The following is a 13,901-nucleotide window of genomic DNA, read 5'->3' as shown; positions in this document are numbered from 1 at the left end:
AACTGAGCAACGAGTGAGTGTTTTGCAGCTAAGCTGCGTATTTGAATGTTTCCGTTGCAGGAAACGATTCTCCATAGAAAGGAGGTGATCCAGCCGCACCTTCCGATACGGCTACCTTGTTACGACTTCACCCCAATCATCTATCCCACCTTCGGCGGCTGGCTCCTTGCGGTTACCCCACCGACTTCGGGTGTTATAAACTCTCGTGGTGTGACGGGCGGTGTGTACAAGACCCGGGAACGTATTCACCGCGGCATGCTGATCCGCGATTACTAGCAATTCCGACTTCATGCAGGCGAGTTGCAGCCTGCAATCCGAACTGAGACCGGCTTTGTTGGGATTGGCTCCATCTCGCGATTTCGCAGCCCGTTGTACCGGCCATTGTAGTACGTGTGTAGCCCAGGTCATAAGGGGCATGATGATTTGACGTCATCCCCACCTTCCTCCGGTTTGTCACCGGCAGTCTATCTAGAGTGCCCACCCGAAGTGCTGGCAACTAAATATAAGGGTTGCGCTCGTTGCGGGACTTAACCCAACATCTCACGACACGAGCTGACGACAACCATGCACCACCTGTCTTGAATGTTCCGAAGAAAAGGTACATCTCTGCACCGGTCATTCAGATGTCAAGACCTGGTAAGGTTCTTCGCGTTGCTTCGAATTAAACCACATACTCCACTGCTTGTGCGGGTCCCCGTCAATTCCTTTGAGTTTCAGTCTTGCGACCGTACTCCCCAGGCGGAGTGCTTAATGTGTTAACTTCGGCACCAAGGGTATCGAAACCCCTAACACCTAGCACTCATCGTTTACGGCGTGGACTACCAGGGTATCTAATCCTGTTTGCTCCCCACGCTTTCGCGCCTCAGCGTCAGTTACAGCCCAGAGAGTCGCCTTCGCCACTGGTGTTCCTCCACATATCTACGCATTTCACCGCTACACGTGGAATTCCACTCTCCTCTTCTGCACTCAAGTCACCCAGTTTCCAGTGCGATCCGGGGTTGAGCCCCGGGATTAAACACCAGACTTAAATGACCGCCTGCGCGCGCTTTACGCCCAATAATTCCGGACAACGCTTGCCCCCTACGTATTACCGCGGCTGCTGGCACGTAGTTAGCCGGGGCTTTCTTCTCAGGTACCGTCACCTTGAGAGCAGTTACTCTCCCAAGCGTTCTTCCCTGGCAACAGAGCTTTACGATCCGAAAACCTTCATCACTCACGCGGCATTGCTCCGTCAGGCTTTCGCCCATTGCGGAAGATTCCCTACTGCTGCCTCCCGTAGGAGTCTGGGCCGTGTCTCAGTCCCAGTGTGGCCGATCACCCTCTCAGGTCGGCTACGCATCGTCGCCTTGGTGAGCCGTTACCTCACCAACTAGCTAATGCGCCGCAGGCCCATCCCCAAGTGACAGATTTCTCCGTCTTTCCAGTTTCCTTCAGGCGAAGAAAACAACTATTCGGTATTAGCTACCGTTTCCGGTAGTTGTCCCAAACTTGAGGGCAGGTTGCCTACGTGTTACTCACCCGTCCGCCGCTAACCATCCGAGAAGCAAGCTTCTCTTCAAGTCCGCTCGACTTGCATGTATTAGGCATGCCGCCAGCGTTCGTCCTGAGCCAGGATCAAACTCTCCAATAAAGTATTGAAAAGAGCGATAAGCTCATTTTGAATCTGACGAGATTAAAAATCTCATTTGTGCTCCAGCCGATTCAAGCCAAGGCTTGTCTCAAACTTTCGCGTTCATTCTGCAAGCAGAATGTTTACTCACTCGTTGTTCAGTTTTCAAAGATCAAACTTATTTTGTTACCGAATGTTGTTCTCTTCAGCAACTTTTATATCTTATCACATCCAAACCAACTTTGCAAGCTCTTTTTTTAAGTTTCTTTCGAAGCTTATTTCATTTGCTTGCCGCACCGTGTAAACCGTGTTTTCTTGGCCGGACTTAGAATATACCATGTACAGATATTGAATGCAAGTCTTTTTTTGAGTAATTATATATAACTCTACAATCTTTCTGTTTTTTCTACACATCCACATTTATCTCACGTAAAAAGCCTCTCTATAAAAGAAAGGCCCTCTCATCAAGTTACTTTAATATCTATTGTTATCCGATAACCTCTTGGATGTGAAGCTGCCGTTGCTGCATCAGGTTAATGATGGTTCCTTCTACTGACACCATAGGCCGTGTAGGATGATCTCGATCAGAGAATACGATCTCTCCAATCTGGTTATTGCTGAGTTTTACTCGGATGCCATTATGGATCTGGGTCGATCGTTGAACAAATACTCTTACAATTGCAGGGTCCAATTTCCCAAATGCCTCACTTTGGATCTGTTCTAGGACTAGGTATGGTGATTGTGCCTTGCGGTAGATCTTCTCCAGCGTCATGGCGTGGAAAATATCAGCGATAGCTACAATCTTGGCATAAATATGAATCTGCGTCCCACTAAGCTGCAACGGGTAGCCTGAACCATCCACTTTTTCATGATGCTGTAAAGCTGCAAGTCTGGCTCCCTCATTAATAGCCTTTGCCTGTTTAAGGATCTGATAACCATATTTCGTATGCTGACGAATCTCTTCCTGCTCTGTAGCCGTCAACGTGGATGGTTTATGGAGTATCTGCGGATCTACCTTGTTGTTACCAATATCATGGAACAAGCCTGCAAAAGCCACTTGCATCCAATCCTTGGAGGGGAGATCGATCCATTGAGCCAGTTGATAGGATGTGATCGCACTCAGTGCGGCATGGTGATATACATAATCATGTTCTTGCATTACTCGTGGACTAAAGGTAAGCACATTATATTGTTTGAGATGTGCAAACACTGCCTCCAACTGTGTACGTAACTCATAGACCGGTAATTCAGCCGCCAGAGAGGACAGGAAAGCATTTTTGGTTAGTCCGACCATTTTCTCATACTCATCCTGCAAAGACGTTACTACAGGAGCTGTGGTGACGTTCCCTGTCTTCCCTGCCCGTTCACCATTGTTGTCATTCGCAGAACTTCCTGCGGACACAGATGCACCTTTGGTTCCTGTACTACTCGACACCGTTCTTTCTTGTTCAATATCTACCTGTTGAATCATAAAGGCTCTGAGCACTTCCATATCCTTGGGTAAAATGACTTTTCCCTTCTGAAGCAGAACGTTGCCGCGAAGTGTTTGCACATCACTCCCAAGTTTGAGTCCTGGTTTGACTTCTGACAGGGTGATTAATCCCATGTGTATTCCCCTCACTCATCGTTCTTCTATGTTAATACAAACAAGACCATAGTCCCGGTTTTTCATGATATTTCCCATTATATTACTCAGGAATCAGGCTGTACATCCCAGATTCGGAAGAATAAAAGAAGAGATTCCTTTATACAAACAAGAGGGCTCCCCGTGGGAGCCCTCGCAATCTTCTTCCAATCTCAAAGAGATCAGTCTTTATAAAATTCTATTTTATGCTTCCGAACCGGAATCGTCGTCGCCCTCAACTTCATTAACCTCAGCGTCAGAAACGGTGCCTTCTTCCAAGCTTACTTCCGGAGCTTGGGACTCCTCGCCTTCCAAGCCTTCAAGCGACTCATCGTCTGGTTCCTCTTCATTTTTGTCAATTCGGCTGACTGTAGCTACTGAATCCTCGTCACGAATATGAATCAGCTTCACACCCTGCGTGTATCGACCCATAGTGGATATGCCTTCCATGCTCATCCGGATCAACGTACCGCTGGACGTGATAATCATCAGATCCTCTTCGGTTTTAACCATTTTGAGGCTGACTACTGAGCCGTTCTTCTCTGTGACATTAATAGTCTTGATCCCTTTACCGCCACGAGTCTGCATCCGATAATCACTGACAGGTGTACGTTTACCGTAACCTTTGGCTGTAACGATCAGAACATCAAGCTCTTTATCAACTACATCCATGCCGATAACAGCATCCTGCTCATCCAATGTAATCCCTTTGACCCCGGTTGCGCTTCGTCCCATGGAACGTACGTTACCTTCCGAGAATCGAATAGACATTCCGTGAGCTGTACCCATGATGATCTCTTGCAATCCATCGGTCAGCTTAACATCGATCAGAACGTCATCATCACGTAAGGAAATACCGATCAAGCCGCCTTTGCGAATATTGGTGTAATCCTCAAGTGGCGTCTTCTTCACAACCCCTTGGCGGGTAGCAAAGAACAAGTATCTGTCACTTTCGAATTCCTGGACCGGAATTACGGCATTGACCGATTCGCCCTGCTCGATCTGGATCAGGTTGATAATCGGCGTTCCCCGTGCGGTACGTCCAAGCTCTGGAATCTCGTAAGCTTTGAGACGGTACACTTTACCTTTGTCAGTGAAGAACATGAGGTAATTGTGGGAGTTTGTCACAAACAGATGCTCGACAAAGTCGGTATCTTTCGTATCCATACCCACGACTCCACGTCCACCACGTTTCTGGCTGCGGTATGTGGATACCGGCAGACGTTTCACGTAGCCTGTATGAGTAATCGTAATGATAACCTCTTCACGTGGAATCAGGTCCTCATCCAGAATACTCTCTTCACCTACAGTGATCTCCGTACGACGATCATCGCTGAAGCGGTCGCGGATCTCTTGCAGTTCCGTACTGATAATCTCAAGCACCAGATGCTCATTGGCCAGAATTTCGCGATACTCTCTGATTTTGACCATCAGTTCGTTATATTCATTTTCAATACGTTCGCGTTCCAGACCTGTGAGTCGTTGCAAACGCATATCGAGAATAGCTTGAGCCTGATCATGACTGAGTGAGAAGCGCTCAATCAAACCTTCTCTTGCTGCATCCGCATTACTGGATGAACGAATCAACGTAATAATCTCGTCGATATGATCCAGCGCAATACGTAAACCTTCTAGAATGTGTGCACGAGCTTCAGCCTTTTTCAGTTCAAACTGCGTACGTCTGCGAATAACCTCAATCTGATGCTGCAGGTAGTGATACAACACTTCGCGCAAGTTCAGGATTTTAGGTTCTTTATTAACAATCGCAAGCATGTTAATCCCGAAAGTGGATTGCATCGATGTATGTTTGTACAGGTTGTTCAGGACAACCCCCGGATTCACGTCTCTGCGAAGCTCAATTACAACCCGCATACCATTACGGTCAGACTCATCACGAAGGTCAGTAATACCATCAATCTTTTTATCACGTACCAACTCAGCGATTTTCTCAACAAGTCTCGCCTTGTTTACCTGATAAGGCAGCTCTGTAACGATAATTCGTGCCTTGTTGTTATTCTCTTCGATGTTGGTTTTAGCCCGCATCGTTACTGAACCACGTCCGGTCTGATACGCCTGGCGAATGCCTGAGCGGCCCAAAATGTAGCCGGACGTAGGGAAGTCTGGTCCTTGAATGTAATCCATGAGTTCCATGGATGTAATGTCCGGATTTTGAATCATGGCCTGTACACCATCAATGACCTCACCCAGGTTATGAGGAGGAATATTGGTAGCCATACCTACCGCGATCCCGCCAACCCCATTGACAAGCAAGTTAGGAAAACGAGCAGGCAGAACGATTGGCTCATGTTCTTCACCGTCATAGTTCGGTTGGAAATCAATCGTATCCTTGTTGATATCTCTGAGCATTTCCATAGCAATCTTGGACAAACGTGCTTCGGTATAACGCATGGCTGCTGCCATATCACCATCGACCGATCCAAAGTTACCATGTCCATCTACATGCATATAACGCAGGGAGAAATCCTGTGCCATCCGTACCATCGTCTCGTAAACAGCAGAGTCACCGTGTGGGTGATACTTACCGATAACTTCGCCGACGATTCTGGCTGATTTTTTATGTGGTTTATCGGGTGTCATGCCGAGCTCTGACATCGCGTACAGAATACGCCGGTGAACCGGCTTCAATCCATCACGCACGTCAGGTAAGGCACGGCTAACGATGATGCTCATCGCATAATCCATAAACGATTCACGCATCTCGACGCCTATATCCCGATCTGTAATCTGAGAGTTCATTTCTTCCGCCATGCTGGACCTCCTTCTTGTCCTTCAACAAACGTTCCATTCCGTCATGCAAAAAAGTTGATTATATGTGAAAAGCCTAACAAGGCTAAAACCGCGCAAGAACGCTACTCTTTATTATATTACTTTCACAAAAGTTACACAATTAAACGTCCGCTGGGCAATAGCCTTTCTTCCGGGAACTTCTGCATGTCTGGGGATACGCCCTGCCTTCCTCCCCAATTGCACATACAATGCTAGAAAAACGGCATATGTACTGTGCCTACCGAGGCTAAAGCCATTCCCGTCCTACGATCAAACTGCAAATTGTGCAGCTCATCGCACAAAACGCCATATTTCTCTATTATACCACTGAAATCGTCTCTTGTCCTTTGATTTCTCCGTGTCTGGTCCCTCTTTAGAACTGAACAAAACATGAAAGGACTGATGAATCTTGGGTATCCAACGCGTCTCCAGCAAATGGGCCAAAACAGCCGTGTTACAACGCAGTCGCATTGTGAATGAATATATCCCAGTGACCCGAAAATATAGCCGTCAAACTCTGGAACGAATGACTGAATTATTTGAGTCCAACTATATCAAACCGGACCGTGGCACTTACGGTAATGGCGTTATGCGGGTGAGAACAACCCGTTTATACGAACCTGTTGTTAATTCCGAAGATTCCACCACAGATGCAGAGGTTTCGGAAGAAACCAATGATCGAAACCTGCCTGATGAACCCGAAGCAAGTGCTATTATCTCCAGAGCTACCTATCTCACAACAACATATCATCTCCAATACGGTACAGAGGAGAGATCATTTCATTCTCTGGACGAACTCGAACGAGCACTGAATGATCGCATTCAGGAACGTGATTATATCATTCAACAGGGAATATCGCTGATGAAGCATGAAGATTTGCCTTTTGACTTGCGTGTGTTAACTCAGAAAAATCTGCAACACAACTGGGAAACAACAGGTGTTCTGGGACGTGTTGCTGCCCCGGGTAAAATCATCACCAACATTCATGGCGGTGGGCGATTGGCCACGTTTGAAGAACTCGTACTCCCCCATCTTCACCAGGATGGCTTCAAAAAACTTCGCACTGAGCTGTACCGCTTAGGTATTCATACCGCTGTGCAATTGCAAACATCATTTCCAAGACTCAAAGAGATTGGTATTGATATTGCGCTAGACGAAGCAGGGCGTCCCTGGATTCTTGAAGTCAACACACTGCCAGGCATTTATGCCTTTGGCTTATTACCGGACAAGGAGGCGTACCGGAAGATCAAACGTTATGCGATTGCGTACGGTCGTTTGCCCTCCAAAAAGGGTAAGAGCTCCCGGCCATCCCCTAAAGCACAGGCTTCATCTGCCAAAAAACGTGTACGCAGATAACAAAGGGATATGGAGATCTAAGTATACGCCTTCCCTGTTCCATAGCTTCCCTAATATAAAAAAGGCGCCCTCTCAGGCGCCTCTTCGAATATGTTAAATGTCGAGGTTTTTCACGTATTTTGCATTTTCCTGGATAAAGTCACGACGCGGTTCAACGTTATCCCCCATCAGGGTGTCAAACATGGTATCAGCAAGTATGGCATCATTAATCGATACTTGCATCATGGTCCGGCTCTCCGGATCCATCGTCGTTTCCCACAATTGTCCGGCATTCATCTCGCCAAGACCTTTGTAACGCTGAACGTTGAATTTCGCATTTTCGCCGAGCGTTGCAATAATTTCATCGCGCTCTCTCTCGGAACCGGCATAACGAATCACTTTGTTACGCTCAATCTTGAACAATGGCGGTTGTGCAATATATACATAACCTGCCTCAATGATTTTACGCATGTACCGATACAGGAATGTCAGCAATAGTGTTCGGATATGAGCACCATCAACGTCGGCATCGGTCATCAAAATGATTTTGTGATAGCGTGCTTTGGCAATATCGAAGTCATCACCAATACCGGTACCCATTGCCGTAATAATTGCTCTAATCTCCGCATTACCCAATATCCGGTCGAGACGAGCTTTTTCCACGTTCAAAATCTTACCACGCAGTGGCAAAATCGCTTGGAAATGACGATCCCGACCTTGCTTTGCTGATCCGCCTGCAGAGTCACCTTCGACGATGTACAATTCGCTGATTGAAGCATCCTTGGATGAACAGTCTGCCAGTTTACCTGGAAGTGAGCTTACTTCGAGTGCACCTTTACGACGTGTCAGTTCACGGGCTTTACGGGCAGCTTCACGCGCACGTGCTGCTTGCAGCCCTTTTTCCAAAATGCGACGGGATACGGAAGGATTCTCTTCCAGAAACTCCTGCAGCTTCTCGGCAAACAAGGATTCGACAATACCACGCACTTCGCTGTTGCCCAGCTTGGTCTTCGTCTGTCCTTCAAATTGTGGTTCCGGAATCTTGACCGAAATAATGGCCGTCAAACCTTCACGCACGTCATCCCCGGAAAGGTTCCCCGTGCTGTCCTTGATTACCCCCGCCTTACGGGCGTAGTCATTGATAATCCGCGTAAGGGCACTCTTGAAACCTGATTCATGCGTTCCGCCCTCATGCGTGTTGATATTGTTCGCGAAGGAATAGATATTCTCGGTGTAGTTGTCATTGTATTGCAGGGCAACTTCCACCTGAATGTTATCTCTGGAACCTTCGACGTAAATTGGATTCTCATGCAGGACTTCGCGCTTCTGGTTCAGGTAGGAGACGTATTCGATAATGCCGCCTTCGTACATGAACGAGTTGGTTGCACCTGTACGCTCATCCGTCAATGTAAGACCGATGCCCTTGTTCAGGAATGCCAGCTCACGAATCCGGGCAAGCAAGATGTCATATTCGAACACTCTTGTTTCCGTGAAAATTTCAGGGTCCGGATGGAATCTAACCGTTGTTCCTGTTTCGTCGGTTGTACCGATCACTTTCAGGTCATACTGTGGAGCTCCACGGCGATATTCCTGTTGATAGATATGTCCCTCACGTTTAACCGTTACAACCACTTTTTCAGAGAGTGCATTCACAACGGACACACCAACACCATGCAAACCACCGGATACTTTATATCCGCCGCCGCCAAATTTTCCCCCTGCATGGAGGACAGTCATAACTACCTCAAGTGCAGGACGTTTCATTTTGGTATGTTCGCCGACAGGAATACCCCGTCCGTTATCGACTACAGTCACGCTATTGTCTTCATGGATACTGACCTCAATGTGGTCGCAGTAACCTGCAAGCGCTTCGTCAATACTGTTGTCCACTACTTCCCAGACCAGATGATGCAGGCCCTTGGAACTGGTGGAACCGATATACATGCCCGGACGCTTCCGTACGGCTTCCAATCCTTCAAGGACCTGAATTTCATTCGCATCATATGACGGTTGATTCATAGACATGCCTTTCACCTACTTCTATAGATTCAATATCGTAAATATGCGTTAACTAATAATTGTTTGCTGAAATAGGCAACGTCCTTCATTTCAGCAGCTATTCAAATTTAAAGACAAGCAGCAAAAGAGACATCTTTTATGCCACACAACGCTAGAGATCCGGAAAAATGTGAGCCCGCTTTTTCAGCGTGGCTGAGGAAATAGGCGAGTAGTACACAATGTTTTTGGTCACCACAATGGACTTGGCTTCCTCTTCGCCGATGTGTTCCACTGTTTTTTCCTGCTCGGCATGCGTGACATACTGCTTGGAGATCTTTGAGGATTTTTCAATCGATATATCAAAAATAGCGACCAATTCGGAAGAACGGATGATCTTCTCACCGCCCAGATGAATGTACATAAGCCCCTCACTCCTTAGCGTTCAACCTGTCCGGCATGAACGTGATAAATACTGGCATCTTTGAGCTTGTCAACGTTCAGGCTCTCGATCCCCGTAGCCGTAATAAAGGTTTGCACCTTGCTCTGGAACGTTTCGATCAGCTGCGTCTGGCGAAAAGGGTCCAGCTCGGACAGAACATCATCCAGCAACAGAACTGGATATTCTCCGATTTCTTCATGAATCAGTTCAATTTCCGCAAGTTTAAGGGACAACGCCGTTGTGCGCTGCTGCCCCTGCGAGCCATATGTTTGTACTTCCCGATCGTTAATGAAAAAGGACAGGTCATCCCGATGCGGCCCACTAAGGGTTGTGCCTCGGCGAATCTCCTGCTCTTTCATTTGTGATAATTTTATCATAAATTGGTCCATTAAGACAGCTTCATCTTCCTCAGCGGCTTCGCTGAAGGAAGGAAGGTAGGCCAGCCGCAAGACTTCTCCGCCTCCGGTGATCCCCTGATGAATCGTTTCTGCCCACTTTTGCAGTTTCTTTATGAATTGTTTCCTTTTTTTGACGATTTTAACACCATGCTCGACCAGTTGTTCGTTCCACACCTCAAGCATGGTCTGGGCCGATGCCCCTTTTCCCCATAACTGCTTAAGCAAATTATTTCGTTGGACGAGCACTTTTTGGTATTGCTGCAGGTGGTACAGGTAGCCAGGTGCAACCTGTCCAATCTCCATGTCAAGAAACCGGCGGCGGACCCCCGGTGTGCCTTTTACAATTTCCAGATCCTCCGGTGCAAACATCACCACATTGAGCGCTCCGACAAAATCACTTAACTTGCGCTGCTCCAGGCCGTTAATCTTTGCTTTTTTGCCTTGTTGCGACAAAGATAGTTCAAGCTTGACCGATCCGTACTTTTTGTCGACCTCTGCTGCAAGTCTGGCACGTTCCTCACCGAAACGGATTAACTCCTTGTCACGGGATGTACGGTGGCTCTTGGTGAGTGCAAGTACAAAAATCGCCTCTGCAAGATTGGTCTTGCCTTGGGCATTTTGCCCGATCAACAAGTTTACGGGACCAAAAGAATCCAGTCTCAGATGTTCATAATTGCGGAAATTCTGCAGATCAATGCTGTTCACAAACACGCGGTAACCTCCCTTTTATCCCGTCCGTCAGGAGGCAGCAGGATCGAACTGGTCTTCTTATTCTGCAGCAACTTCGAATGTGCCTTCTCCGTCCACTTCAACGATATCCCCAGGGTATAACTTACGTCCCCGGCGTTCCTCAGGCTCTTTATTCACACGTACAAGTCCTTCCTGAAGCAGAGCTTTGGCCATACCTCCAGTTGGGATGCAATCAGCCAGTTTCAAAAATTGATCAAGCTTAATATATTCCGTACGAATCGTAACTTGGTTCACTATGATCTTCCTTTCGTTAGTTGGTCGTCCGATATGGCAATATCACGTAAAGGCTGTGACTGTCATCCAGCGGTTTCAAGATGATTGGACTCATGACTCCTGTAAAAGCGATCATCAGTTGCTCACTTTCAACAACTTTCAGCACATCCAGCATGTATTTAGAGTTGAACGAGATTTTTAACGGATCTCCTGTAAACTCGGCAGGTTCGATTTCTTCTCTTACTTTACCTAGCTCGGAAGAGCTTGAAGAAATTTCAACGGATCCCGAATCCATCGTTTGCATACGCACGATGTTTGTTTTCTCTTCACGCGACAGCAAATAAGCCCGGTCAATGGATTCACTTAATTTTTTTGTATCTAAAACAAGTTCTGTTTTGTATGACGTTGGAATAATTCTAGAAGTATCCGGATATGTTCCGTCCAAAATACGGGAGTAGAACAATACACGGTCGATTTTGAACAGAACCTGGTTATCTGCAACAACGATATCCACAAGGGTATTTTGATCCGGAACAATTTTGCTGAGCTCGTTCAGCGTTTTACCGGAAATGACCACGTTGTTAAAGCGGATACCTTCTGCATTATCCAGCATTGCTGATCGAGTAGCAAGACGGTGACGGTCTGTTGCCACAAATTTCAATTCGTTGTCACCCAAACTCCAGAGTACACCTGTCAGGATTGGAGTAGTCTCATGTGTGGAAATGGAGAAGACCGTTTGTTTGATCATATTTTTCAGCAAATCTCCTGGAATGGAGACGGTTTGGTTTTCTTCGATGCTTGGCAGTACCGGGAATTCTTCCGGATCCAGACCTACCAGTTGAATTTCGGTAGCACCTGCGGAGATAAAGGTGTTGAAGTTCTCTTTGACTTCCATGTGCACTTCCTGTGATGGCAGCTTTTTGATGATCTCCACAAAAAACTTGGCTGGCAAAACTACACTGCCGGGTTGATCTACCTGAACTACGCTTTTATCTCCATCTTCAAGCGGGATGAAGGATTGAATGGATATATCGGTGTCACTTGCTGTCAACGTTACACCTTGATGATTGACGTCGAATTTAATACCGCTCAGGATCGGAATCGTCGTACGGCTTGAGATCGCTTTGGATACTTGCTGTATGGAATCGTTTAAGTAGTTTTTCATTATGCTGATTTTCATGGTTTCACTCCTAGCTGTTTTTTTGGGTGTTGGGGTGTTAAAAGGTGTTTTTCAAAGGCCGAAGGCTAAGCTCCGAAATGGCTATTTTGGAGATGATATCTTTAAGATCTTTTTAGTAATAATAGTAATAGGGGCACTGAATATGTGGATAAGTGGGTATAAACCCGTACACCCAAGCCTATCCACATGTGTATATGTTGTGCATAGGCTTGGGACTTGTTCAGGTTGGATTCTTTATTTTTTCGGTTAAGTTGTTGATAACTTTATAGAGATCCTGATCGTTTTTAATCGCTTGGGAGATTTTTTCGTGAGCATGTATGACAGTGGTGTGATCTCGTCCTCCGAATGCTTCCCCAATTTTGGGCAGAGAAAAGTCTGTCAGTTCACGAGAGAGATACATGGCAATCTGTCTTGGAAAAGCAACTGCCTTGGTCCGTTTCCGTGCTTTGAAATCTTCAAGCTTAAGGCTATAATACTCGCCGACCTTTTGTTGGATGTCATGAATAGTGATCATTTTGGGACGACTGGAAGGAATAATATCCTTCAGTGCTTCAGCTGCCAGATGAGTGGTTACATCTTGATTAGTCAGTGAAGAATAAGCAACGACCCGAATCAGGGCGCCCTCCAGTTCACGGATGTTGGTGTCAATCTGGTTGGCAATGTACATCATCGCTTCATTCGGAATATCCAAGTTTTCCGCACGTGCCTTTTTCCGCAAAATTGCGATCCTTGTCTCCAAATCTGGAGGCTGGATATCCGTGATTAACCCCCATTCAAAGCGAGAACGAAGCCGTTCTTCCAATGTCGGAATTTCCTTCGGTGGTCTGTCGCTGGAGATGATAATCTGCTTCCGTTCCTCATGCAGCGCATTAAACGTATGGAAAAATTCCTCTTGTGTTGATTCTTTTCCCGCCAAGAACTGAATATCATCAATGAGCAAAATGTCGACGCTCCGGTATTTGTTACGGAAGCTCTCCCCGCGGTTGTCACGGATCGAGTTAATGAATTCGTTCGTGAATTTCTCAGACGACAAATAAACGACTTTGCTGCCCGGATCATGCTCCAGAACATAATGTCCGATCGCATGCATCAAGTGAGTTTTACCGAGACCTACTCCTCCATACAGAAAGAGAGGATTGTAAGCTTTGGCGGGCGCTTCAGCGACCGCCAGCGATGCGGCATGGGCAAAACGGTTGCCCGGCCCGATGACAAATGTATCGAACGTATATTTCGGATTCAGCATGCTGAGTACGGCTTCTTCCTGTACAACTGTAGGCGTTGGCGCCGGCAGTTGCGGGTCCGGTTCAGCAGGCTTGTTCTCTTCGATGACAAATTTCACATCGACTTGCTTGCCAAGTAACTCGTATACCGTCGAGCCAACCAATTTGGTGTAACGGCTCTCCAGCCATTCGACGGCAAACGTGGTTGGTGCGGAAATGACGATTGAACGGTCATTCAGCTTGGTGGCTTTGGTGGCTTTGAACCAGGTGTCAAAGCTGGGTTTGCTGAGTTTGTTTTGTATGATTGATAAAATTTGCTGCCATAAATCAGAAGTATGGCTGTCCAC

9 protein-coding genes and 1 rRNA gene are annotated in these 13,901 nt (G+C 46.8%); 1 reads left to right on the top strand and 9 read right to left on the bottom strand.

Annotation, left to right across the window (positions count from 1 at the left end; all coding sequences use genetic code 11):
* Positions 1–77 precede the first annotated feature (77 nt).
* The 3 genes from NST38_RS00050 to gyrA all read right to left on the bottom strand — a co-directional run bounded on the left by NST38_RS00050 (position 78) and on the right by gyrA (position 6,002).
* Positions 78–1,630: ribosomal RNA gene (locus NST38_RS00050) — 16S ribosomal RNA — on the bottom strand.
* A 466-nt stretch (positions 1,631–2,096) separates the two neighbouring features.
* The gene (locus NST38_RS00045; RefSeq protein WP_076252198.1) at positions 2,097–3,215 is read right to left on the bottom strand and encodes an HD-GYP domain-containing protein; all 1,119 of its coding nucleotides are present in this window, start codon (positions 3,213–3,215) and stop codon (positions 2,097–2,099) included.
* Positions 3,216–3,437: 222 nt separating this feature from the next.
* Positions 3,438–6,002, bottom strand: coding sequence for a DNA gyrase subunit A (gene gyrA / locus NST38_RS00040; protein ID WP_036612002.1), 2,565 nt, complete (start codon positions 6,000–6,002; stop codon positions 3,438–3,440).
* 427 nt (positions 6,003–6,429) lie between these two features.
* Here gyrA and NST38_RS00035 point away from each other — a divergent pair, with 427 nt between their 5' ends.
* Positions 6,430–7,377 carry a YheC/YheD family protein gene (locus NST38_RS00035; RefSeq protein ID WP_076252196.1) on the top strand — a complete coding sequence of 316 codons (948 nt, stop codon included), beginning with the start codon at positions 6,430–6,432 and terminating at the stop codon, positions 7,375–7,377.
* A gap of 93 nt (positions 7,378–7,470) precedes the next feature.
* Here NST38_RS00035 and gyrB read toward each other — a convergent pair whose 3' ends face one another.
* The 6 genes from gyrB to dnaA all read right to left on the bottom strand — a co-directional run.
* The gene (gyrB, locus tag NST38_RS00030; protein WP_036611997.1) at positions 7,471–9,381 is read right to left on the bottom strand and encodes a DNA topoisomerase (ATP-hydrolyzing) subunit B; all 1,911 of its coding nucleotides are present in this window, start codon (positions 9,379–9,381) and stop codon (positions 7,471–7,473) included.
* 145 nt (positions 9,382–9,526) lie between these two features.
* Complete coding sequence (gene remB, locus NST38_RS00025) at positions 9,527–9,775, bottom strand: extracellular matrix regulator RemB (RefSeq protein WP_017691405.1); 249 nt, start codon at positions 9,773–9,775, stop codon at positions 9,527–9,529.
* A 14-nt stretch (positions 9,776–9,789) separates the two neighbouring features.
* On the bottom strand, positions 9,790–10,902 hold the full coding sequence (recF, locus tag NST38_RS00020; RefSeq protein WP_017691406.1) for a DNA replication/repair protein RecF: 1,113 nt from the start codon (positions 10,900–10,902) through the stop codon (positions 9,790–9,792).
* 57 nt (positions 10,903–10,959) lie between these two features.
* The gene (yaaA, locus tag NST38_RS00015; RefSeq protein WP_036611994.1) at positions 10,960–11,175 is read right to left on the bottom strand and encodes a S4 domain-containing protein YaaA; all 216 of its coding nucleotides are present in this window, start codon (positions 11,173–11,175) and stop codon (positions 10,960–10,962) included.
* Between the two features lie 16 nt (positions 11,176–11,191).
* Positions 11,192–12,334 carry a DNA polymerase III subunit beta gene (dnaN, locus tag NST38_RS00010; RefSeq protein ID WP_017691408.1) on the bottom strand — a complete coding sequence of 381 codons (1,143 nt, stop codon included), beginning with the start codon at positions 12,332–12,334 and terminating at the stop codon, positions 11,192–11,194.
* 220 nt (positions 12,335–12,554) lie between these two features.
* Positions 12,555–13,901, bottom strand: a 1,347-nt coding sequence (gene dnaA, locus NST38_RS00005) for a chromosomal replication initiator protein DnaA (protein WP_301289659.1), incomplete at its 5' end; no start/stop codon positions are given.

Origin of the sequence: Paenibacillus sp. FSL H8-0104 (assembly GCF_038050215.1) — a bacterium.
Classification (GTDB): Bacteria; Bacillota; Bacilli; order Paenibacillales; family Paenibacillaceae; genus Paenibacillus; species Paenibacillus amylolyticus.
The sequence above is the reverse complement of the archived record's forward strand: the minus strand, read 5'-3'. Positions and strand labels throughout refer to the sequence as shown.

Coding starts and splice junctions, on each gene's coding strand:
- NST38_RS00045 (WP_076252198.1), bottom strand. CDS start 3,215: ATGGGATTAATCACCCTGTCAGAAGTCAAACCAGGACTCAAACTTGGG.
- gyrA (WP_036612002.1), bottom strand. CDS start 6,002: ATGGCGGAAGAAATGAACTCTCAGATTACAGATCGGGATATAGGCGTC.
- gyrB (WP_036611997.1), bottom strand. CDS start 9,381: ATGTCTATGAATCAACCGTCATATGATGCGAATGAAATTCAGGTCCTT.
- remB (WP_017691405.1), bottom strand. CDS start 9,775: ATGTACATTCATCTGGGCGGTGAGAAGATCATCCGTTCTTCCGAATTG.
- dnaN (WP_017691408.1), bottom strand. CDS start 12,334: ATGAAAATCAGCATAATGAAAAACTACTTAAACGATTCCATACAGCAA.